The sequence below is a fragment of the Streptococcus sp. SK643 genome, assembly GCF_000259505.1.
Lineage (GTDB): Bacteria > Bacillota > Bacilli > Lactobacillales > Streptococcaceae > Streptococcus.
On the sequence record NZ_AJMM01000031.1, the window covers coordinates 60891 to 79032 of the forward strand.

Sequence of the window (18142 nt, forward strand, 5' to 3'; positions counted from 1 at the left end):
GCTTATTAGAATGCCAAATAGGAGCATTTTCGTTTAGAATTATTTCCATAAAAATGGTAAAATAGTAGGAGTAGAAATGGAGTTTGAGACATGAAAGTAATCGATCAATTTAGAAATAAAAAAGTCCTTGTTTTAGGTTTGGCTAAGTCTGGGGAGTCTGCAGCTCGTTTGTTGGCAAGACTAGGTGCTATTGTGACAGTAAATGATGGTAAACCATTTGAGGACAATCCAGCTGCCCAAAGTTTGCTGGAAGAAGGAATTAAGGTCATCACTGGTGGGCATCCTTTGGAACTTTTGGATGAAGAGTTTGCCCTCATGGTCAAAAATCCAGGAATTCCCTACAGCAATGCTATGATTGAAAAAGCCTTGGCCAAAGGAATTCCAGTCTTGACGGAGGTAGAATTGGCCTACTTGATTTCAGAAGCTCCAATCGTGGGTATTACTGGTTCAAATGGAAAAACAACCACAACGACGATGATTGGGGAGGTTTTAACTGCTGCTGGACAACATGGTCTTTTATCAGGGAATATCGGCTATCCAGCTAGTCAAGTGGCTCAAACAGCTACAGATAAGGATACACTTGTCATGGAACTTTCTTCTTTCCAATTAATGGGAATTCAAGACTTTCATCCTGAAATTGCAGTCATTACCAATCTTATGCCAACCCATATCGACTACCATGGCACTTTTGAAGAATATGTGGATGCCAAGTGGAACATCCAGAAAAATATGACAGCCACTGATTTTCTTGTCTTGAACTTTAATCAAGATTTGGCAAAAGAATTGGCAACAAAAACAGAAGCTGAGGTTGTGCCATTTTCAACGCTTGAAAAGGTTGATGGTGCCTATCTGGAAGATGGTCAGCTCTACTTCCGTGGAGAACTCGTCATGGCTGCAGATGAAATTGGTGTTCCAGGTAGTCACAATGTTGAAAATGCCCTTGCTACTATTGTTGTATCCAAGCTTCGTGGTGTGGATAACCAAACGATCAAGGAAACTCTTGCAGCTTTTGGTGGGGTTAAACACCGTCTCCAATTTGTGGATGAAATCAAGGGTGTGAAATTCTATAATGATAGCAAGTCAACCAATATCTTGGCTACTCAAAAGGCCTTGTCAGGATTTGATAATAGCAAGGTTATCTTGATTGCAGGTGGTTTAGACCGTGGCAATGAGTTTGATGAATTGGTGCAAGATATTACTGGACTCAAAAAGATGGTTATTCTCGGTCAGTCTGCAGAACGTGTCAAACGTGCGGCAGACAAGGCAGGTGTTAGCTATCTGGACGCGTTAGATATTGCAGATGCAACTCGTAAGGCTTATGAATTAGCTACAGAAGGAGACGTTGTTCTCCTCAGTCCTGCCAATGCTAGTTGGGACATGTATGCTAACTTTGAAGTACGTGGAGACCTCTTCATTGATACTGTTGTGGAGTTAAAAAAATAATATGAAAAAAATTGTCTTTACAGGTGGAGGGACAGTTGGACATGTTACCCTCAACCTTTTATTGATACCCAAGTTTATCGAAGATGGCTGGGAAGTTCACTATATCGGAGATAAGCGTGGTATTGAACACCAAGAAATTCTTGAGTCGGATCTAGATGTCACCTTCCATTCCATTGCGACTGGGAAATTACGTCGCTATTTCTCTTGGCAAAATATGCTAGATGTCTTTAAAGTAGCCTGGGGAATTGTTCAATCGCTATTTATCATGTTACGAATTCGCCCTCAGGCACTCTTTTCAAAGGGAGGATTTGTTTCAGTACCGCCTGTTATCGCAGCTCGTGTATCAGGAGTACCTGTTTTTATTCATGAGTCTGATCTATCTATGGGTTTGGCTAATAAAATTGCATATAAATTTGCGACAAAAATGTACTCAACTTTTGAGCAATCTGCTAGTCTTGCTAAGGTAGAGCATGTAGGAGCAGTAACCAAGGTTTCAGATCAAAAAACTCCTGAACCTGATGAATTGGTAGATATTCAAACTTATTTTAATCCAAAGTTGCCAACGGTACTCTTTGTGGGAGGTTCGGCAGGAGCTCGGGTCTTTAACCAGTTAGTGACAAAGCATAAAAAGGAACTAATAGAGCACTATAATATTATCAATCTCACAGGGGATTCTAGTCTAAATGAGCTAAGTAAACATCTCTTTCGTGTGGACTATGTGACAGACCTCTATCAACCTTTGATGGGTATGGCAGATGTTGTTGTAACACGTGGTGGTGCCAATACAATTTTTGAGCTCTTGGCTATGGCAAAATTACATGTCATTGTACCACTTGGTCGTGAGGCTAGTCGTGGGGATCAGATTGAAAATGCAGCTTATTTTGTTAAGAAAGGGTATGCAGAGGAACTTCAAGAGACTGATCTAAACTTGGATAACTTGGAAGAAAAAATTTCAAACTTGTTGAGTCATAAAGAAGACTATCAATCTAGGATGAAGGCTTCTAAGGAATTAAAATCTCTAGTAGATTTTTATCAATTGTTGAAAAAAGATGTATCATAAGGAAAATAAATGTCGAAAAAAAGGAAAAAGAAGGAAAAAGAAATCCCTCAAGAGCCTAAAGAATTATCAGAATGGCAGAAGCGAAATCAAGAATATCTAAAAAAGAAGGCAGAAGAAGAGGCTGCCTTAGCTGAAGAGAAGGAAAAAGAAAGAAAAGCTCGAATGGGAGAAAAGTCTGATACGGATGAGGAAAATGGGGATCATGAAAGTGAATCCAATTCAACCGAGTCAGAATCAGATACAAACGAGTCAAAACCAGATAAAGAAAGTTCTGAAGACGATGTAGAAGTCACTGAAGATACAAAAGAAGAGAAGGAAAGCAACGAAGAAAAAACATTAGATAAAAAGAAGGACAAGAACAAAAAGAAAAAGGCTGAGAAAAAGTCTTCTAAGGACAAGCCACAAAAACCTAAAATACCAGGAGTTCATATCTGGAGAGCTCTAACAATGTTAGTTCCTAGTTTCTTTATCTTGTTGATTTCTGTATACTTGCTTAGCCCTTATGCGACAAAAAAAGATATTCATGTTGAGGGAACAAACCATACTACGGCTGAAGAAGTTAGACAGGCTGCGGATATTCAGGATTCAGACTACATGCTGAGTCTAATTGTTGAAAAAGCAAAATACGAAGAACGAATCAAGTCAAATTATTGGGTTGAGTCCGCTCAACTTGTTTATCAATTTCCAACTAAATTTACAATTAAAGTTAAAGAATTTGATATTGTTGCCTACTATGTTTCAGGTGAAAGCCACTACCCTATTCTTTCTAATGGTAAGCTTGAGAACACTTCAGTAAGTTTGGTTACTTTACCAGAAACCTATCTGTCCGTTATGTTTAATGATAGTGAAAAAATTAAAACCTTTATTACAGGACTTTCTAGCATCAGTCCTGAAATAAAGTCAGCTATTCAAAAGGTAGAATTAGTATCAAGTAATGTCACTTCTGATTTATTGAGATTAACAATGACGGATTCAGATGAAATCTTGGTTCCTTTATCTGAAATGGACAAGAAGTTGTCGTACTACAGTAAAATCAAGCCCAAATTAACAGAACCAACTGTAGTCGATATGGAAGCAGGAATATATAGCTATACTGTAGCAGATAAACTGATTATCGAGGCTGAAGAAAAAGCTAAAAAAGAGGCTGTGGAAGCTGAAACCAAACAAAAAGAGGAAGAGAAGAAAAATCTGGAAGAACAGAAGAATAAATTAGAAGAAGAGAAGAAGAAGCTAGAAGAACAGATTAATCAAAACCAAACTTCTCAGAGATCACAGCGACGTTAGATGTCACTTTACTTTTGGCTCTTGTCTTTTAAAGTCACGTTCCTAGTTTTTACTTGACAAGTATCTATATAAATAATAGAATAGAAAAAAACCTTTAAAGCAGTCCAGAGAGGCAGCTAAGGTTAGACGGTGAAAGGGTGGAGACTACCCATTTTTCGTGGAACCTTGCTGTGGGCAGGTTCCTTTTTTCATGGTTTCTTTTAACCTCACTCTCTTGGATTAAAAGGTAAAAGGAGAAGTGTATGCGAGAACAGCGTCCAGTCATTGCCCTTGATTTTCCGAGTTTTGAAGCGGTCAAGGAATTTTTAGCTCTTTTCCCAGAAAAAGAGAGCCTTTATTTGAAAGTTGGAATGGAACTATACTATTCTACAGGTCCAGAGATTGTTTCCTACTTAAAAAACTTGGGGCATAGTGTTTTTCTTGACCTTAAGTTACATGACATTCCCAATACAGTTCAGTCAGCCATGAAGGTCTTGTCTAAACTTGGAGTCGATATGACTAATGTACATGCAGCTGGTGGTGTAGAAATGATGAAGGCTGCGCGTGAAGGTCTTGGAAGTCAAGCCAAATTGATAGCTGTAACTCAGCTCACATCAACGTCCGAAGCCCAGATGCAGGAGTTTCAAAATATCCAAACAAGCTTGCAAGAGTCTGTGATTCACTATGCTAAGAAGACAGCAGAAGCTGGTTTAGATGGGGTTGTATGTTCGGCTCAAGAAGTTCAACTCATCAAGCAGGCTACCCATTCAGATTTTATCTGCCTGACACCGGGCATTCGTCCTTCAGGTGCTACAGTTGGAGATCAAAAACGAGTTATGACACCTGCTGATGCCTATCAAATCGGTAGTGACTATATCGTAGTGGGTCGTCCGATTACCCAGGCTGAGGATCCTGTTGCAGCTTATCATGCCATTAAGGACGAATGGACTCAAGACTGGAATTAAAAAATAGAAGAATTAAAATAAAAGGAGAAATTCATGACACTTGCTAAAGACATCGCTAGCCACCTCTTGAAAATTCAAGCCGTTTACCTCAAGCCAGAAGAGCCATTTACATGGGCATCTGGAATTCAGTCACCCATTTATACTGATAACCGAGTGACACTAGCCTATCCAGAAACTCGTACCCTCATTGAAAATGGCTTTGTGGAAGCTATCAAAAAGGAATTTCCTGAAGTTGAAGTGATTGCTGGAACAGCGACAGCTGGGATTCCTCATGGAGCTATTATCGCTGATAAGATGAACCTGCCATTTGCCTACATCCGTAGCAAACCAAAAGACCACGGTGCTGGTAATCAAATCGAAGGCCGTGTAGCTGAAGGGCAAAAGATGGTGGTTGTTGAAGATTTGATTTCAACTGGAGGTTCTGTTCTTGAAGCAGTAGCCGCTGCCAAACGTGAAGGCGCAGATGTTCTCGGTGTTGTCGCAATCTTTAGCTATCAATTACCAAAAGCAGACAAGAACTTTGCAGAAGCTGGTGTTAAGCTAGTGACACTTTCTAACTACGGTGAATTGATTCATCTAGCTCAAGAAGAAGGTTACATCACACCAGAAGGACTCGATCTTCTAAAACGCTTTAAAGAAGACCAAGAAAATTGGCAAAATGCTTAAAACATAGAAAATCAGGTAGTCGCTAGGATTACCTGATTTCTTTTTGTGATGTTATTGGATGTTAGTCAACTTTTCCACCTTCAACAACTAGGTCATCTGCTTTAGCAGCGTCACCGTAGGTTGGGTGAAGTGTTTTTTCATAGGCCTTGTGGAAGAAGTTTTCTTTGCCTAATTTTTCAATATCTTTATTGATGAAGTCTAGCAATTCTTGGTTGCCTTTTTGAACTGCTGCCGCAATGGTATCTGGATTACCGAGGGAAGTAATTCCTACTTCAAATCCTTTGTTTTCAAGCGCCCAAGCTAGAACTTCAGTATTGTCAGTAGAGAAGGCATCTCCACGTCCGTCAAGAAGGGCTTGGTAAGAGTCGCTATATTGGTCGTATTTTTGGAGTTTTACTTCTGGGTGATTTTTTTCAAAATAAGTCTCAGCAGTCGTTCCTTTTGTAACAATCAAGGTTTTACCTTCCAATTGTTTGACGTCTGTAATGAGACCCGTCTTAGGTGATACGACACCAAGTGAGACTTTCATGTATGGAAGGGCAAAATCAACTTGTTTCTTACGTTCGTCAGTCACTGTAAAGTTGGCAAGAGTAATATCCACCTTGTTTGAAATCAAGTATTCAGCACGGTTGGCAGCATCGACTGAAACGTATTTGACCTTGACACCAAGATCTTGAGCCAGTTGGTTCCCCAATTCGATATCGTAACCTTGGTAGGAACCATCATTGTCAACATAACCAAACGGTTTCTTGTCTCCAAACACGGCGATTCGTAGCTCACCGCTTTTTTTGATTTCATCGATTGTGCGAGCCTTGGCAGTCGTTTTACCAGACGATGAACCAGCATTTCCACCTGAGCTACAAGCTGTGACAAAGATAAGGGCAAAGGCAAGTGCCAAAACAGTTAAGAGTGGTTTGAATAGTTTCATAAGAATCTCCTTTATAGATATGAGCCAAATTGGCTAAAGTCAAAGACGTTTAAAAATTCCTGAGCACGTTTGGTTTGCGGATTGGTGAAGAAATCTTGAGCCCTTCCTTCTTCAGCGATTTTCCCTTGGTCGAGAAAGATAATCCAATCGGCAATAGCTTGGGCAAACTGCATTTCATGAGTTACTAGAATCATAGTTCGACCTTCTTTGGCCAAATCATTGATGAGTTCCAGAACCTCACGCACCATTTCTGGATCCAGCGAAGCAGTCACTTCATCAAAGAGGATAATTTCTGGATGCATGAGGAGAGCACGAACAATCGCAACCCGTTGTTTCTGTCCACCAGATAATTGACGCGCAAAGCTATGTTGTTTATCTAGCAAATCAACACGGTCTAGTAATTGCAAAGCTTCCTCTGTTACTTCTTTCTTGTCTCTTCCCTGAGCCTTGATAGGGCCTAGGATGAGGTTTTGAAGGACATCCAGATGGGGAAAGAGTTCATAGCTTTGAAAGACCATGCCAATCTTTTGGCGAACCAGGTGAAAATCTTTTTTATTTTCAACGATAGACTGACCATCCAGCAGGATATCTCCAGCTTGAATATTTTCTAAGCCATTAAGGCAACGAAGGAGGGTACTTTTCCCACAACCAGAGGGTCCTAAGATGACGACAACTTCCCCTTTTTTGATATCTAGAGAAAGTCCTTGGAGGATGGGATTGTCTCCGAAGGATTTCTTTAAGTCCTTGATTTCTAAAATAGTTTCAGACATTTAGTTCCTCCAATGTTTTTCTAAGTGAGTGGATAGTTTGGAAATAGGAAAGCAGACTGCGAAATACAAGACCAGAATGGTTCCATAAATCCAGAAGGAAGCGGTTGGGATGGTCAGGCGATTGCTATCGATAATTTGTTGTCCAACTTTGGTCACTTCCACAACCCCAATCAAAACAACCAAGGAAGTGGTTTTAATCATCCGAGTGACAAGATTGATAGCCTGCGGTAGCAGTCTTCTCAAGACCTGTGGGATGATGATGTGGTAGTAAAGTTGAACATTGGTTAAGCCGAGAGCCTGTCCACTTTCAAACTGATGCTTAGGGAGGGAAGTGATGGCTCCACGGACCAAGTCCCCCATTTCAGCTGTTCCCCAGAGGGTAAAAACGATAATAGCTGAAGTCTCACCTGAGATATTGATATTAAAGTTTCGAGCCAAGCCGAAATAAACGATGAAGAGTAGCACCAGCTGGGGCATGATACGGATGAATTCCAGATACAATCGTGTTAAAAATCGTATGATTCTAGAATGGGAGGTCATGATGATTCCCATGACTGTTCCGAACATCATGGATAAGAGGACAGATAGGATGGATATTCCAATCGTAACGCCCAGTCCCTGTAAGATTCTCAGGAGATTATTTCCCTGAAAGAGTACTTGGATTCCCGAATCCTGCATGGCGGAGCCTCCTTTCTATCCAACTAAAGACTAGTGAGATGGGTAGAAGCATCATCAGATAAGCAACTACCAACATAGCAAGCGCAATGTCTGTCTCATAGTAGAGCCCAATCAAGTCTTTGGCGACGTACATGAGATCGGCCAAAGCCACTGCTGAGAAAACAGAGGTTTCCTTGATGAGGAAAATGACATTGGCACTAAAGGAGGGAAGTGCCACCGCTGTTGCTTGCGGAAGAACTACATAGCGAAAGACCTGTACATGTCTCAGACCGATTGCTAATCCAATCTCCTGCTGGGTTTGGCTGACGGCTTCCAGCCCACTTCGGAAAGATTCTGCCATATAAGAGCCTCCTAAAAAGACAAGTCCCAGCGTTGCACAGACTTCTGAAGATAGGACAATCCCTACTCTAGGAAGTCCGAAATAGAGAAAGAAGAGTTGAATCAAAAGGGGCGTATTACGTGACAATTCAATGTAGGCTGTCGCCACTTGCGCCAAAAAAGGGATGCGGTAATGTCGGATGATACTAACGATTAAACCGAGCAGAAAGGATCCCAAAATCCCCCAAACTGCAATATGCAAGGTCAGAAGAAATGCCTTTTGATAAAGTGGTAGATATTGTTCAACAATGGACCAATCCAAAAATAGAACCTCCTATCTAGAAAGATTACAGTTATTGTAGCACTTAAAATCTCCTTTGAATAATATGTATTTTTTATTGCCGTTATAAGGATTTTTTATCATAGAAATAAAATTTCTGAAATTTTCAAACAAAATATTTGAAAAGTTTTGAAAAAAGAGTTAAGATATTTTTGTAATATACAAAGTAAACGCTTACTTATTAAGGAGGGCATTTTATGTCATACAAAACAAGCAATGCAGAAGGTCATGTAGATTTCATCAATACCTATGATTTGGAGCCAATGGCACAGCAAGTTATCCCTAAAGCAGCATTTGGCTATATCGCTAGTGGGGCGGAAGATACCTTCACTTTACGTGAGAATATTCGTGCCTTTAACCACAAACTCATCGTTCCTCATACGCTTTGTGATGTTGAAAATCCAAGTACAGAGATTGAATTTGCAGGTGAAAAATTGTCTTCACCAATCATTATGGCGCCTGTTGCGGCTCATAAATTGGCAAATGAACAAGGAGAAGTGGCGACTGCACGTGGTGTTCACGAGTTTGGTTCCCTCTATACAACCAGTTCTTACTCTACTGTCGATCTTCCAGAAATTACAGAAGCCCTTCAAGGGACACCTCATTGGTTCCAATTTTACTTTAGTAAAGATGATGGCATTAACCGCCACATCATGGACCGTGTCAAGGCTGAAGGTTATAAAGCGATTGTCTTGACGGCAGATGCTACTGTAGGAGGCAATCGTGAGGTTGATAAGCGTAATGGTTTTGTCTTCCCAGTTGGCATGCCGATTGTTGAAGAATACCTGCCAGAAGGAGCTGGTAAATCAATGGACTTTGTCTACAAATCAGCTAAACAACGCTTGTCTCCACGTGACGTAGAATTTATCGCTGAATACTCTGGACTTCCTGTTTATGTCAAAGGACCACAATGCCGAGAAGACGTTGAACGTTCACTTGCTGCAGGTGCATCTGGTATCTGGGTAACCAACCATGGTGGTCGTCAAATCGATGGTGGGCCAGCTGCTTTTGACTCGCTTCAAGAAGTAGCTGAAGCGGTTGACAAACGTGTACCAATTGTCTTTGACTCAGGTATTCGTCGTGGACAACATGTCTTTAAAGCCTTGGCTTCTGGAGCTGACTTGGTAGCTATTGGACGCCCAGCTATTTACGGTTTGGCTCTCGGTGGTAGTGTCGGTGTGCGTCAAGTCTTTGAACACTTGAATGCAGAATTGAAGACAGTTATGCAGTTGTCTGGAACTCAGACTATTGAAGATGTCAAACACTTCAAACTTCGTCACAACCCATACAACCCAACCTTCCCAGTCGATCCTCGTGATTTGAAATTGTATTAAGAAAAAAGCTAACCTCCACTTGATGTGGAGGTTTTTGTTTGTGTTTTAAACGTTTTAATAAACGGAAATCGTATCAAAAACCATATAAATATATTTTCTAATCAAATATCTTGCTAGGGCTTTCATTTTTTGCTATACTGGTGCAGTAATTATATCATAAAGACATTTGGGGTGCTTTAGGCTGAGATGATACCCATTGAACCTGCTACAGTTAGGACTGTCGAAGGGAAATGTGAAATGGTTTTTTCAAATACAGAAATGAACCGTCCAATCTTGTAACCTAAACTCTAATTTTCGTTTGTAATTGGAGTTTTTTTATTTTTAAATGAACAAGGATGGATAAAAAGTAACATGATTTGTCTCCAGGAATATCCTCATTTTCTTTAGAGTGTATCAGGCATAAACTGTAATGTGCTTGATGCTTTGTTGGTGTTTTAGTTGAATCTATTGAGATTAGAAAGGATAAAGAAGATATGGAAACACAAGACTATGCATTTCAACCAGGTTTGACAGTTGGAAGATTGTTAAAAAGGAGTCAAGATGATTGGCAGTCTGCCGTCAATCATCGTTTTGTCAAGGAACTTTTTGAGGGGACAATTGAGAATAAGGTTTTAAAAGAATACCTAATCCAAGATTATCACTTTTTTGATGCCTTTCTATCCATGCTCGGTGCCTGTGTAGCTCATGCTGATAAACTAGATTCCAAGCTCCGTTTTGCTAAACAACTTGGATTTCTAGAGGCAGATGAAGATGGTTATTTTCTAAAGGCTTTCAGGGAATTAAAAGTATCAGAAAAAGACTATCTAGAGGCAACTTTACATCCTGTAACAAAGGATTTTCAAAAACTCATGTATTCTGCAGTAGACTCATCAGATTATGCTCAACTTTTAGTCATGTTGGTGATTGCAGAAGGTCTTTATTTGGACTGGGGTTCTAAGGATTTGCCTCTTCCTGAAAGCTATCTTCATCAAGAATGGATCAATCTCCACAAAGGTCCTTTCTTTGCCGAGTGGGTCCAGTTTTTAGTTGATGAACTGAATCGTGTCACTAGGGACAGAGAAGACCTTACAGAGCTTCAAGAACGCTGGAATCAAGCAGTTGCCCTTGAATTAGCTTTTTTTGATATTGGTTATGATGCTTAGAGAAAGCTCATGATGTTCATAAATTTGATGAGGTAAATCATTCAATGTAAATGAAAAAATTTCTTAACTAAAGATAGAGATAAGTCGAAATCAGTAGATCGTATAAAGTGAAAAGGAAGGATTTCAATATGACAAATTTAAAATTATTAAAAGAAAAAGCACCATTAGTCATTTGTATAACCAATGATGTAGTAAAAAATTTCACAGCAAATGGATTAGTAGCATTGGGTGCCTCACCAGCCATGAGTGAGTTTCCTGCAGACTTAGAAGATCTATTAAAATATGCTGGAGGATTATTGATTAACATTGGGACCTTAACGGATGATAATTGGAAGTTGTACCAAGAAGCACTAAAAATTGCTGAAAAATATAATGTACCTGCAGTATTAGATCCAGTAGCTTGTGGAGCAGGAGAATATAGAAAAAAAGTAGCAGATGATCTAATCAACAATTATAAATTAGCAGCGATTAGGGGAAATGCTGGCGAGATTGCCTCTTTAGTAGGAATAAATGTGGCATCTAAAGGAGTAGATAGTGCAGGCGTAGATAATATTGATGAAATTGCTCTAGCAGCAAATGAAAAGTTCAATATTCCAATAGTAGTAACAGGTGAAGTGGATGCTATTGCTGTAAATGGAGAAGTGGTAACGATTCATAATGGTAGTGCCATGATGCCAAAAGTTATTGGGACAGGATGCTTATTAGGTGCTGTAGTAGCTAGCTTTATCGGACTTGAAAAAGGTCAAGAAATGAAATCATTAGAAACAGCAATGTTGGTTTACAATATAGCTGGAGAAATGGCAGAAAAACGTCCAAATGGGCATCTTCCTGGAACATTTAAAGTTGAATTTATAAATGCCTTATACGAGATTACAGATGAAGATGTAAAGAAATTCAAAAGAGTGAAGTAAGATGTTTCATAAAGAATTACTAAAACTATATTTTATTTGTGGAACGACTACTTGTCAGGGAAAAGATCTATATAGAGTCGTTGAGGAAGCCTTAAAAGGTGGTATAACCTTATTTCAATTCCGTGAAAAAGGTGAGGGAGCCCTGGAAGGTAAAGAAAAAGTTGAATTAGCAATTAAACTACAGGATCTTTGTAAAAAATACAATGTTCCATTTATCGTTAATGATGATATTGAGTTAGCATTAGAAATAGATGCTGATGGAGTACATGTGGGTCAAGATGACCTTGGTGTTGATGAAATCAGAAATTTGATGCCAAATAAAATCATTGGTCTTTCTATAAAAAACGAAGAAGAATTCAAACAATCCAAAGTGGAGTATGTCGATTATGTGGGTGCTGGTCCTGTTTTCCTTACCCAATCAAAAGAGGATGCTGGTGGTGCTATAGGCTATGAAGGGCTTGAAATCATGAGAAAGTTATTACCGGAAATGCCCTTAGTTGCCATCGGTGGAATCGAAACCCATCATATAAAAGACATCATGAAAACAAATGTTGACGGTGTTTCAATCATTTCAGCGATCTCCTACTCTAAAAATGTAGAGAAAACTGTTCGAGAAATGAGTGAGCAATTTTAACTTTTTTATTCTTGTATTTTAAGTCAGTAGGATTCTCTCACTCGATAAGTTGAGTTGTTATCCTTCATACGTGAATAGGCTGTTTATGTGGTTGACTTAGCGATTTTACTACAATAGACTGGCCTAGCTTATTTCTCAGTTCAATTTCTTGAAGTGGTAGAAATCATTTGTTATAATAATCTTATCAATAAATAATAAAGACATTTGGGGTGCTTTAGGCTGAGATGATACCCATTGAACCTGCTACAGTTAGGACTGTCGAAGGGAAATGTGAACAGTTTTTTCTTGAGAAAGGAAAAACCATCTAATTTTGTAAGCGAAACTCTAATTCTTGTGTGTAATTAGAGTTTTTTATTTTTTACTAGATAGACTAGATGCAGAGTATGATGGCAGGTCTTTCTTAAACGCCCAATTGTCTTAAAAGGAGTTTTTATGTTTAAAAAGTGGCGTTTAAAAGATGTTATCTTGCTTGCTTTCTTGTCTATCTTTTTTGGTGGCGTTTTTGTGGGATCAGGATATTTATATAATATTTTGACTCTTTTATTGACACCATTAGGTTTACAAGCTTTTGCAAATGAAATATTATTTGGTCTTTGGTGCATGGCTGCACCTATTGCGGCTATTTTCGTTCCAAGAATTGGTAGTGCAACGATTGGAGAAGTTTTAGCAGCCCTTGCTGAAGTTTTGTATGGTAGTCAATTTGGTTTGGGAGCTCTATTATCAGGTTTGGTACAAGGTTTGGGAAGTGAATTTGGCTTTCTTGTGACCAAGAATCGTTATGAAAGTTGGCTTTCACTGACAGCGAATAGTATTGGGATTACACTCTTTAGTTTTGTTTATGAATACATTAAGCTAGGTTATTATGCCTTTTCTCTTCCTTTTGTCTTGTCCTTGCTTGTGGTACGTTTTATTTCCGTCTTTTTCTTCTGTACCATCTTGGTTCGTGCCATTGTCAAACTTTATCATCAGTTTGCAGCTGGGGGCAAGGCATAGATGGGGGTGGAATTGAAGGGGATTGCCTATCCCTCTTTCACAAAACCGATTGATTTTACATTTCATTCCCAAGCCTCTACGTTATTGGTTGGGAAAAGTGGTTCGGGTAAATCAACCCTTTTTCAAGTCATTGCTCAACTCAGTGCCTTGCCCTATAGTGGTCAGGTTCTTATCGATGAAATTGAGGTGAGTAAACTTTCAATAATAGAACGTGTCCAGACGGTTGGTATTCTCTTTCAAAATCCCAATCATCAATTTACCATGGAGAACTTGTTTGAGGAGCTGGTTTTCACCTTAGAAAATATTGCCTACCCAATCCAAGAGATTGAGTCTAAAATAGCAGAAGTTGTAGAGAAATGTAGAAGTCAAAAAATTCTCCACCGTCCGATTCACCAATTATCCGGTGGAGAAAAACAGAAAGCGGCCTTAGCAGTACTTTTTGCCATGAATCCAAGAGTCTATCTTTTAGACGAGCCCTTTGCATCTATTGATCGAAAAAGCCGCCTTGAAATATTAGGAATTTTAAAGGAACTGGTTCAAGCAGGCAAGACTATTATTCTTTGTGATCATGATTTGTCTGACTATGAAGCCTATATCGACCATATGGTGGAGCTAAGAGATGGAGAACTAAAGGAAGTATTCAAAATTCCTTCCTCTGAAACGAGACAAGTTTTTTCAAAGGAAGTCGATTTTGGTTCAAATCTTCTTCATATGGATCAAATGACCTGTGTCCTGAATGATAATCCCCTCTTTTCCATTGCTGATTTTACATTCTATGAAGGAATTTCCTGTATCTTAGGTGATAATGGTGTTGGAAAATCAACCCTTTTTCGTTCCATTCTTCAATTTCAGAAGTATCAAGGAAAGATTAGTTGGAAAAATAGGCTATTAAAAAAGAGAAAAAGTCTCTATAGTGAAATAACAGGTGTGGTACAAGAGGCTGAGAAGCAATTTATCAGAACCAGTCTCAAAGAAGAACTCCAGTTGGAACATCTAGATAGTGAAAATAATAAAAGAGTCAAAGAAGCATTGCGATTATTTGATTTGGATACTTCCTTGGATAAAAGCCCCTATCAGTTAAGTGGGGGACAGCAAAAGATGATTCAATTATTGACCATGCTGACTAGTCAAGCCACTGTCGTCTTATTAGATGAACCTTTTGCAGGCTTGGATGATAGAGCATGTGATTATGTCTGTGAGTGGATAAAGGAGGATAGCCAAAAGGGACGTAGTTTTTTGATTATTTCCCATCGCTTAGATCCGCTTGTGTCAATAGTTGATTACTGGGTTGAAATGACAGCTACAGGTTTAAAACATCTAAAAGAAGTGTCTATCACAAGACCTATAAAATCACTTTGTATAGGAGATGAAAGGAAGGTGAGACTGAATGGTTAAAGTTCCTACTAAAACTCCGGTCACTAGCCTCTTTTTACTACTGTTATCTTTGGAGACCTCCTTTGTTCCATCAGTTAGTCTCAATCTATCGGTTGTTTTCTTTTGCATAGTCTATATGAGTTTTTACCGTAAGTTTCGTATGATGTTTTGGATGTTTTTCTTGGCTATTTTACCAGCCTTTGCTAACTACTGGGCAGTTCATTTGCATGGAGATGCGTCTCAAGCAATGATACTTGGGACTAGGGCTTTTGTAACGGTTTGTATAGGGATTGTGTTTATTTCAAGCATCTCACTCAAAGAGTTGCTACTGTATTTAGCCCAAAAGGGCTTGTCACGGTCTTGGGCCTACGCCTTACTAGTGGTTTTTAATGCTTTCCCACTAATTCAAAAGGAAATTAAATCCTTAAAGGAAGCATGTTTGTTACGAGGGCAAGAATTGCACTTTTGGTCCCCCTTGATTTATAGTAAGGTCCTGATTACTGTCTTTAGATGGCGGCATCTATACTTAAGAGCCTTATCGGCACATGGTTATGATGAGGATGCTATGATAGAAAAATCTTATCGGAGATTTTATATTACCAGACAGACGAAAATTCTCTACCTACTTATATTTTTAATCCTTCAAACCAGTCTATTTTTATAAAGGAGTTATTATGGAATTTACAGATATTGCTATGGAATTATCTAAGGAAGCTTGGCAGGCTTCCTTTCAGCACCCCTTTGTTTTGCAGTTACAAAAGGGAAATTTAGAGCCATCCATTTTTCGTTATTACTTGATTCAGGATGCCTACTACTTAAACGCCTTTTCAAAAGCCTATGATCTCTTGGCTGAAAAAACTTCAAACCAAGAGATGAAGAGACTCTTGAAACAAAATGCTCAAAGCTTAGTAGAAGGGGAGTTATTTATCCGCCAACAGTTTTTCAAGGAATTAGAAATTAGGGACGAGGAAATGGAAGAGCAGCCAATTGCTCCAACCTGCTACCATTATGTTTCGCACATTTATCGGCAATTTGAAGAAGAAAATCTAGCTATTGCTTTTGCAAGCTTGCTTCCCTGTCCATGGTTGTACCATGATATAGGCAAGGAACTTAATCTTAATCCTTCACCAGATCCTCTTTATCAGAAGTGGATTGAAACTTATATTACGGATGAACTGGAGCAGCAAATAAAAGAAGAGACTGAGCTAGTCAATCAATTCTACCGAGAAAGCGATGAAGTAGACAAGAAAAAAATGCTCGAAGCCTTTAGGATAAGTGTTCATATGGAGGCACAGTTTTGGGAAATGGCCTACCAGCATCAAACATGGAAAAGCGACTTACAAGATTTAGAAAAAGGAGAATAATAGGAAATGAGAACCAATCAATTACAAATTCACAAATTAACAGTTTTATCAATGATGATCGCCCTTGATGTGGTTTTGACACCTATCTTCCGAATCGAAGGAATGGCACCTATGTCTAGTGTCGTTAATATTTTAGCTGGTATCATGATGGGGCCTGTCTATGCTTTAGTCATGGCAACTGTAACAGCCTTTATCCGTATGACTACACAAGGAATTCCTCCTTTGGCCCTAACAGGAGCAACCTTTGGAGCACTGCTTGCAGGACTTTTTTACAAGCATGGTAGAAAATTCTACTTCTCTGCCCTAGGGGAAATCATAGGTACAGGTATCATCGGTTCTATTGTTTCTTACCCAGTTATGGTATTGTTCACAGGATCAGCTGCAAAACTGAGCTGGTTTATCTACACACCACGCTTTATCGGAGCAACTTTGATTGGAACAGTCATCGCTTTTGTAGCCTTTCGATTTTTAATCACTCAGGAGTTCTTTAAAAAAGTACAAAGCTACTTCTTTGGAGAAAGGATAGATTGATGAAGGATTTTAAAAATCCCTTTCCCTTACATGATAGTTATTTGATCCATTGTATCACCAATGAAATTTCCTGTGAGATGGTAGCTAATGCAATTTTAGCTTTAGGAGCTAAGCCCGTTATGGCAGATGACCCCAGAGAGGTCCTTGATTTTACCAAGCAAAGCGCGGCCGTTTTACTAAATTTAGGACATTTGTCAGCTGCTAAAGAAGAATCTATTCGTAAGGTAACCTCCTTTGCATCGCAATCTGAAATACCCTTCGTTTTAGATGTAGTAGGTGTTTCTGCCTCACCTATTCGCAAAAGTTTGGCAATGGATCTTGTAAAATATTCTCCAACTATTATCAAAGGAAATATGTCTGAAATTCGAAGTCTTGTTGGTTTGAAGCACCATGGTGTTGGAGTCGATGCGAGTGTTCAAGATCAAGAAACTGAGGATTTGCTTCAAGTCTTGAAAGACTGGTGTCAGACCTATACAGGTATGTCATTCTTAGTCACAGGCCCCCAGGACCTCATCGTTTCGAAGAATCAGGTCGCTGTACTGGGAAATGGCTGTGCAGAATTAGACTGGATAACAGGGACAGGAGATTTGGTTGGAGCCTTGACAGCTGTTTTTTTAAGTCAAGGAAAGACTGCATTTGAAGCTTCTTGTCTCGCAGTATCTTATCTCAATATCTCTGCTGAGAGAATACTTGTTCAAGGAATGGGATTGGAAGATTTTCGCTACCAAGTTCTCAATCAGCTTTCCCTCCTAAGAAGAGATAAAAATTGGCTAGATGCCATTAAAGGAGATGTCTATGAATAGAGAGGCACTTAGACTGTATCTGGTAACCAATCGCTACCAAGATTCCTTGGAAAGCTTTCTTGAAAAAGTTGAGAAAGCTTGTCGTTCAGGGGTTACCATAGTCCAATTACGAGAAAAAAATCTTACAACTAATCAATATTATCAACTTGCAAAACAAGTCAAGGAAATAACAGATGCCTATCAAGTTCCCTTGATAATCGATGATCGTTTAGATGTGTGTCTAGCTGTTGATGCTGCAGGACTTCATATAGGTGATGATGAACTACCAGTTTCGGTTGCCCGAAAAGTCTTGGGTCCTGAAAAAATCCTAGGTGTAACCGCAAAAACAGTAAAAAGAGCACTTGAAGCAGAAGAATCTGGAGCAGATTACTTGGGCACAGGAGCCATTTTCCCCACAACCACTAAAGAGAATGCCCCTATCACCCTGATTTCAACCTTGAATGATATCTGCCAAAGAGTTAGTATTCCAGTTGTAGCGATTGGAGGCTTGACTTCGGAAAACATTGACCAGTTTATTGGTACTGGTATAGCTGGTGTAGCTGTAGTGCGTGATTTGATGCAGGCTGAAGATATAGAGGCAAAAACGCAAGCCTTTTTAACAAAGCTAGATGACATCATTTCCTAA

The 18142-nt window shown here is 39.3% G+C and carries 20 protein-coding genes and 2 riboswitches; of the genes, 16 read left to right on the forward strand and 4 right to left on the reverse strand.

Annotation, left to right across the window (positions count from 1 at the left end; translation table 11 throughout):
* Nucleotides 1-90 precede the first annotated feature (90 nt).
* The 5 genes from murD to pyrE all read left to right on the forward strand — a co-directional run bounded on the left by murD (nucleotide 91) and on the right by pyrE (nucleotide 5397).
* Complete coding sequence (gene murD / locus HMPREF1117_RS10985; RefSeq protein ID WP_000863081.1) at nucleotides 91-1443, forward strand: UDP-N-acetylmuramoyl-L-alanine--D-glutamate ligase; 1353 nt, start codon at nucleotides 91-93, stop codon at nucleotides 1441-1443.
* Nucleotide 1444: 1 nt separating this feature from the next.
* A complete protein-coding gene (locus HMPREF1117_RS10990; RefSeq protein ID WP_000724787.1) occupies nucleotides 1445-2503 on the forward strand; it encodes a UDP-N-acetylglucosamine--N-acetylmuramyl-(pentapeptide) pyrophosphoryl-undecaprenol N-acetylglucosamine transferase in 1059 nt (352 codons plus the stop codon).
* Nucleotides 2504-2512: 9 nt separating this feature from the next.
* Nucleotides 2513-3787: a cell division protein FtsQ/DivIB gene (locus HMPREF1117_RS10995; RefSeq protein ID WP_000039132.1), complete on the forward strand. Its 1275-nt coding sequence runs from the start codon at nucleotides 2513-2515 to the stop codon at nucleotides 3785-3787.
* A gap of 242 nt (nucleotides 3788-4029) precedes the next feature.
* Nucleotides 4030-4731: an orotidine-5'-phosphate decarboxylase gene (gene pyrF, locus HMPREF1117_RS11000; RefSeq protein WP_001209131.1), complete on the forward strand. Its 702-nt coding sequence runs from the start codon at nucleotides 4030-4032 to the stop codon at nucleotides 4729-4731.
* A gap of 33 nt (nucleotides 4732-4764) precedes the next feature.
* The gene (gene pyrE / locus HMPREF1117_RS11005; RefSeq protein ID WP_000170923.1) at nucleotides 4765-5397 is read left to right on the forward strand and encodes an orotate phosphoribosyltransferase; all 633 of its coding nucleotides are present in this window, start codon (nucleotides 4765-4767) and stop codon (nucleotides 5395-5397) included.
* A 61-nt stretch (nucleotides 5398-5458) separates the two neighbouring features.
* Here the strand turns inward: pyrE and HMPREF1117_RS11010 are convergent, their stop codons facing one another.
* From HMPREF1117_RS11010 to HMPREF1117_RS11025, 4 genes are read right to left on the reverse strand one after another with little or no spacing between them, the layout of a single operon-like run.
* Nucleotides 5459-6325: a cysteine ABC transporter substrate-binding protein gene (locus tag HMPREF1117_RS11010; protein ID WP_000765263.1), complete on the reverse strand. Its 867-nt coding sequence runs from the start codon at nucleotides 6323-6325 to the stop codon at nucleotides 5459-5461.
* Nucleotides 6326-6336: 11 nt separating this feature from the next.
* Nucleotides 6337-7095, reverse strand: a complete 759-nt coding sequence (locus HMPREF1117_RS11015; protein WP_000004991.1) for an amino acid ABC transporter ATP-binding protein — start codon at nucleotides 7093-7095, stop codon at nucleotides 6337-6339.
* Nucleotides 7096-7773 (reverse strand): amino acid ABC transporter permease, encoded by a 678-nt coding sequence (locus HMPREF1117_RS11020; protein WP_001154146.1) that lies wholly within the window; start codon nucleotides 7771-7773, stop codon nucleotides 7096-7098. It lies immediately after the preceding gene.
* On the reverse strand, nucleotides 7733-8413 hold the full coding sequence (locus HMPREF1117_RS11025) for an amino acid ABC transporter permease (protein WP_000384105.1): 681 nt from the start codon (nucleotides 8411-8413) through the stop codon (nucleotides 7733-7735). Before HMPREF1117_RS11025 ends, HMPREF1117_RS11020 begins: the two co-directional genes overlap by 41 nt.
* Nucleotides 8414-8628: 215 nt before the next feature.
* Here HMPREF1117_RS11025 and lctO point away from each other — a divergent pair, with 215 nt between their 5' ends.
* From lctO to thiE (HMPREF1117_RS11080), 11 genes are all read left to right on the forward strand, one after another.
* A complete protein-coding gene (gene lctO, locus HMPREF1117_RS11030) occupies nucleotides 8629-9765 on the forward strand; it encodes an L-lactate oxidase (RefSeq protein WP_000120713.1) in 1137 nt (378 codons plus the stop codon).
* Nucleotides 9766-9922: 157 nt separating this feature from the next.
* Nucleotides 9923-10011, forward strand: a riboswitch (TPP riboswitch).
* A 227-nt stretch (nucleotides 10012-10238) separates the two neighbouring features.
* Nucleotides 10239-10907, forward strand: a complete 669-nt coding sequence (locus tag HMPREF1117_RS11035; protein ID WP_000449836.1) for a TenA family protein — start codon at nucleotides 10239-10241, stop codon at nucleotides 10905-10907.
* 128 nt (nucleotides 10908-11035) lie between these two features.
* Nucleotides 11036-11818: a hydroxyethylthiazole kinase gene (thiM, locus tag HMPREF1117_RS11040; protein WP_000183176.1), complete on the forward strand. Its 783-nt coding sequence runs from the start codon at nucleotides 11036-11038 to the stop codon at nucleotides 11816-11818.
* A gap of 1 nt (nucleotide 11819) precedes the next feature.
* The gene (gene thiE / locus HMPREF1117_RS11045) at nucleotides 11820-12452 is read left to right on the forward strand and encodes a thiamine phosphate synthase (RefSeq protein WP_000468566.1); all 633 of its coding nucleotides are present in this window, start codon (nucleotides 11820-11822) and stop codon (nucleotides 12450-12452) included.
* A 195-nt stretch (nucleotides 12453-12647) separates the two neighbouring features.
* Nucleotides 12648-12736: riboswitch (TPP riboswitch) on the forward strand.
* Nucleotides 12737-12884: 148 nt separating this feature from the next.
* Complete coding sequence (locus HMPREF1117_RS11050) at nucleotides 12885-13445, forward strand: ECF transporter S component (RefSeq protein WP_000475312.1); 561 nt, start codon at nucleotides 12885-12887, stop codon at nucleotides 13443-13445.
* Nucleotides 13446-14840 carry an ATP-binding cassette domain-containing protein gene (locus tag HMPREF1117_RS11055; RefSeq protein ID WP_000537863.1) on the forward strand — a complete coding sequence of 465 codons (1395 nt, stop codon included), beginning with the start codon at nucleotides 13446-13448 and terminating at the stop codon, nucleotides 14838-14840.
* Nucleotides 14833-15483, forward strand: coding sequence for an energy-coupling factor transporter transmembrane component T (locus HMPREF1117_RS11060; RefSeq protein ID WP_000241514.1), 651 nt, complete (start codon nucleotides 14833-14835; stop codon nucleotides 15481-15483). The genes HMPREF1117_RS11055 and HMPREF1117_RS11060 overlap by 8 nt, the downstream gene beginning before the upstream one ends.
* A gap of 10 nt (nucleotides 15484-15493) precedes the next feature.
* Entirely contained in the window at nucleotides 15494-16183 is a 690-nt protein-coding gene (gene tenA / locus HMPREF1117_RS11065; protein ID WP_000397201.1) for a thiaminase II, read from the forward strand.
* Between the two features lie 6 nt (nucleotides 16184-16189).
* Nucleotides 16190-16714 carry an energy coupling factor transporter S component ThiW gene (gene thiW / locus HMPREF1117_RS11070; protein ID WP_001260049.1) on the forward strand — a complete coding sequence of 175 codons (525 nt, stop codon included), beginning with the start codon at nucleotides 16190-16192 and terminating at the stop codon, nucleotides 16712-16714.
* Nucleotides 16714-17517 carry a hydroxyethylthiazole kinase gene (locus HMPREF1117_RS11075; protein WP_000651322.1) on the forward strand — a complete coding sequence of 268 codons (804 nt, stop codon included), beginning with the start codon at nucleotides 16714-16716 and terminating at the stop codon, nucleotides 17515-17517. Before thiW ends, HMPREF1117_RS11075 begins: the two co-directional genes overlap by 1 nt.
* Complete coding sequence (thiE, locus tag HMPREF1117_RS11080) at nucleotides 17510-18142, forward strand: thiamine phosphate synthase (RefSeq protein WP_001078210.1); 633 nt, start codon at nucleotides 17510-17512, stop codon at nucleotides 18140-18142. The genes HMPREF1117_RS11075 and thiE (HMPREF1117_RS11080) overlap by 8 nt, the downstream gene beginning before the upstream one ends.

What these genes read in the sequence shown, in the direction of transcription:
- pyrE (WP_000170923.1), top strand. Translation starts at nt 4,765, where the DNA reads ATGACACTTGCTAAAGACATCGCTAGCCACCTCTTGAAAATTCAAGCC.
- HMPREF1117_RS11060 (WP_000241514.1), top strand. Translation starts at nt 14,833, where the DNA reads ATGGTTAAAGTTCCTACTAAAACTCCGGTCACTAGCCTCTTTTTACTA.
- thiM (WP_000183176.1), top strand. Translation starts at nt 11,036, where the DNA reads ATGACAAATTTAAAATTATTAAAAGAAAAAGCACCATTAGTCATTTGT.
- tenA (WP_000397201.1), top strand. Translation starts at nt 15,494, where the DNA reads ATGGAATTTACAGATATTGCTATGGAATTATCTAAGGAAGCTTGGCAG.
- thiW (WP_001260049.1), top strand. Translation starts at nt 16,190, where the DNA reads ATGAGAACCAATCAATTACAAATTCACAAATTAACAGTTTTATCAATG.
- HMPREF1117_RS10990 (WP_000724787.1), top strand. Translation starts at nt 1,445, where the DNA reads ATGAAAAAAATTGTCTTTACAGGTGGAGGGACAGTTGGACATGTTACC.
- HMPREF1117_RS11035 (WP_000449836.1), top strand. Translation starts at nt 10,239, where the DNA reads ATGGAAACACAAGACTATGCATTTCAACCAGGTTTGACAGTTGGAAGA.
- HMPREF1117_RS11010 (WP_000765263.1), bottom strand. Translation starts at nt 6,325, where the DNA reads ATGAAACTATTCAAACCACTCTTAACTGTTTTGGCACTTGCCTTTGCC.
- HMPREF1117_RS11075 (WP_000651322.1), top strand. Translation starts at nt 16,714, where the DNA reads ATGAAGGATTTTAAAAATCCCTTTCCCTTACATGATAGTTATTTGATC.
- HMPREF1117_RS11020 (WP_001154146.1), bottom strand. Translation starts at nt 7,773, where the DNA reads ATGCAGGATTCGGGAATCCAAGTACTCTTTCAGGGAAATAATCTCCTG.
- HMPREF1117_RS11050 (WP_000475312.1), top strand. Translation starts at nt 12,885, where the DNA reads ATGTTTAAAAAGTGGCGTTTAAAAGATGTTATCTTGCTTGCTTTCTTG.
- HMPREF1117_RS11015 (WP_000004991.1), bottom strand. Translation starts at nt 7,095, where the DNA reads ATGTCTGAAACTATTTTAGAAATCAAGGACTTAAAGAAATCCTTCGGA.
- HMPREF1117_RS10995 (WP_000039132.1), top strand. Translation starts at nt 2,513, where the DNA reads ATGTCGAAAAAAAGGAAAAAGAAGGAAAAAGAAATCCCTCAAGAGCCT.
- thiE (WP_001078210.1), top strand. Translation starts at nt 17,510, where the DNA reads ATGAATAGAGAGGCACTTAGACTGTATCTGGTAACCAATCGCTACCAA.
- HMPREF1117_RS11055 (WP_000537863.1), top strand. Translation starts at nt 13,446, where the DNA reads ATGGGGGTGGAATTGAAGGGGATTGCCTATCCCTCTTTCACAAAACCG.
- lctO (WP_000120713.1), top strand. Translation starts at nt 8,629, where the DNA reads ATGTCATACAAAACAAGCAATGCAGAAGGTCATGTAGATTTCATCAAT.
- thiE (WP_000468566.1), top strand. Translation starts at nt 11,820, where the DNA reads ATGTTTCATAAAGAATTACTAAAACTATATTTTATTTGTGGAACGACT.
- pyrF (WP_001209131.1), top strand. Translation starts at nt 4,030, where the DNA reads ATGCGAGAACAGCGTCCAGTCATTGCCCTTGATTTTCCGAGTTTTGAA.
- murD (WP_000863081.1), top strand. Translation starts at nt 91, where the DNA reads ATGAAAGTAATCGATCAATTTAGAAATAAAAAAGTCCTTGTTTTAGGT.